General features: G+C 46.0%; 3 protein-coding genes. All 3 read left to right on the plus strand.

Annotation, left to right across the window (positions count from 1 at the left end):
* Positions 1-819, plus strand: an 819-nt coding sequence (locus METBU_RS23710) for an Rpn family recombination-promoting nuclease/putative transposase (RefSeq protein ID WP_017840195.1), incomplete at its 5' end; no start/stop codon positions are given.
* 237 nt (positions 820-1,056) lie between these two features.
* The gene (locus METBU_RS23715; protein ID WP_017840196.1) at positions 1,057-1,236 is read left to right on the plus strand and encodes a hypothetical protein; all 180 of its coding nucleotides are present in this window, start codon (positions 1,057-1,059) and stop codon (positions 1,234-1,236) included.
* Positions 1,237-1,797: 561 nt separating this feature from the next.
* The coding region (locus METBU_RS28725; RefSeq protein WP_235726455.1) for an Rpn family recombination-promoting nuclease/putative transposase at positions 1,798-1,903 on the plus strand (106 nt) is incomplete at its 3' end.

Consider the following 1,903-nt stretch of genomic DNA (forward strand, 5'->3'; position numbering starts at 1 on the left):
CTGCCGGAAAAACACCAAATTCAAGAGTTGCAATTCAATCAAAATGAACGTCAGGGGGCTTCGGCTTTAGACCGCAAAGCGATTTTCGACCTCAGCTGTGTCAGCTCGACCGGCGAATACTTTATTGTAGAATTGCAAAAAGCTAAGCAGAACTTCTTTAAAGATCGTAGCGTGTTTTATTCCACTTTTCCGATTCAACAGCAAGCCGAGCGAGGTGACTGGAATTTTAAGCTGGCTGCGGTTTATACGATCGGCATCCTGGATTTTGTCTTTGATGAAGACGAAAGCCAAGGCCGTCACGAAGTCGTGCATCGGGTCCAATTGAAAAATCAGCATCATCAGGTTTTTTACGAAAAATTGACTTTTATTTATTTGACCCTGCCCAATTTCACCAAAACCGAGGATGAACTGGACACTCTGCAAGATAAATGGTTTTACGTGTTCCGCCACCTGCATGAACTGGACGAAATTCCGCCAAGGCTGCGCGAAAGGGTCTTTTTAAGCTTGTTTGAAAAAGCCCGGATCGCCCGCTTTCAGCCGGAAGAACGCGACGCCTATGAATCCAGTCTGAAATACTACCGCGATCTCAAAAACGTAATCGATACAGCGAGGGATGAAGGTAGGGAAGAAGGAAGAGAAGAAGGAATTGAAAAAGGAAGAGAAGAAGGCCGGCTAGATGAAAAACGCAACTTAGCGATCAGAATGATCCGCCGGGAGATGAGCGATGAAGACATAGCCGAACTGACTGGACTCAGCATGGATGTCATTGCCGAAATACGGGCTAACCTTGCGCATTTCATTTCAGATGAACCCTTATAAAAGTCGTGGTCAAGCGCATTAAAATAACTACCAAGTTAATAAGTAAAAGGGATCGGGTTCTGAGGTATCCCCTCAAAACGCTCGTTCCCATGCTCTGCGTGGGAATGCCGCTTTAGACGCTCTGCGTCGACTGCGGCGGGCAATTGGACTAAGGAATGTACTTGCTCTTGTCGGGATTATCGACCTCTGGGGACGCAGAGCGTCCCGGGATGCATTCCCACGCAGAGCGTAGGAACGATGAAAAAACGATTATTGCCCAAATATCGGGATGTCGAACTAATGGGCGCAGTTGCAGCAATGGTCATACCGAATGACGTTGCCCGCTATGCTTACCGAAAAGGCCTATACGTACTCGCCCAAAGCGGAAACCCCGTCTTAATCCGCAACGACGGCAAATTTTCACCGAAAATTTGGTAACAGATCCATACACTGTGGAAACTATCGCCAGCTGTAGGATGGGTAGCAGCGAAGCGGAAACCCATCGCTTTGTTTGGGCGCAGGTAAGATTTTAGTAACGCCTTTGGGGCAGATTATTCTGCTGTTTCCCAAGTTCCTGCTTGGAAAACCGATACGTGAAGCTCTAGCTTCGTGATATCAGTAAAAAAGAGGCTAATGTTCCTTCGCTGGCAGCGATTTTATGTTTCCAACGAATTTTTAATATGTTTGCCCTGGTTTTAACCGCCTTTCTCATAGAACCGCGTAAATACGCTCAGCGAAAATCAGAGGAAGATGTCGAGTTCATCTAAAGCTTGAAAAAACCGAACAATATATATACTTTGCACGGCCACATTTTCAGTTTTCTGGCGCGCTCTTTTGTCCGGTAGCTGCGTAGCGAAAACAGTTACATAGCTTGCTATGTGCCTGTTTTCGCGCCTTGCTACCGAACAAAATAGCATTGCCATAAAAGCCGAAAATATGACCGTGCAAAGTATATGCTAAACTTCGCCATAACAACTCGCATAAAGCTCAAACCGTGCCGTGAAAGAAAAATATATCAACCTGTTTACCGACTTCGGTTTCAAAAAAGCGTTTGGCGAAGAGGCCAGTAAAGAGCACTTGATCAGCTTTTTAAATACCCTGCTGC

This window comes from Methylotuvimicrobium buryatense 5G (assembly GCF_000341735.1).
GTDB classification, from domain to species: Bacteria; Pseudomonadota; Gammaproteobacteria; order Methylococcales; family Methylomonadaceae; genus Methylotuvimicrobium; species Methylotuvimicrobium buryatense.

Excerpts from the sequence above, each read along its gene's own strand:
- METBU_RS23715 (WP_017840196.1), top strand. The coding sequence starts at position 1,057 with ATGAAAAAACGATTATTGCCCAAATATCGGGATGTCGAACTAATGGGC.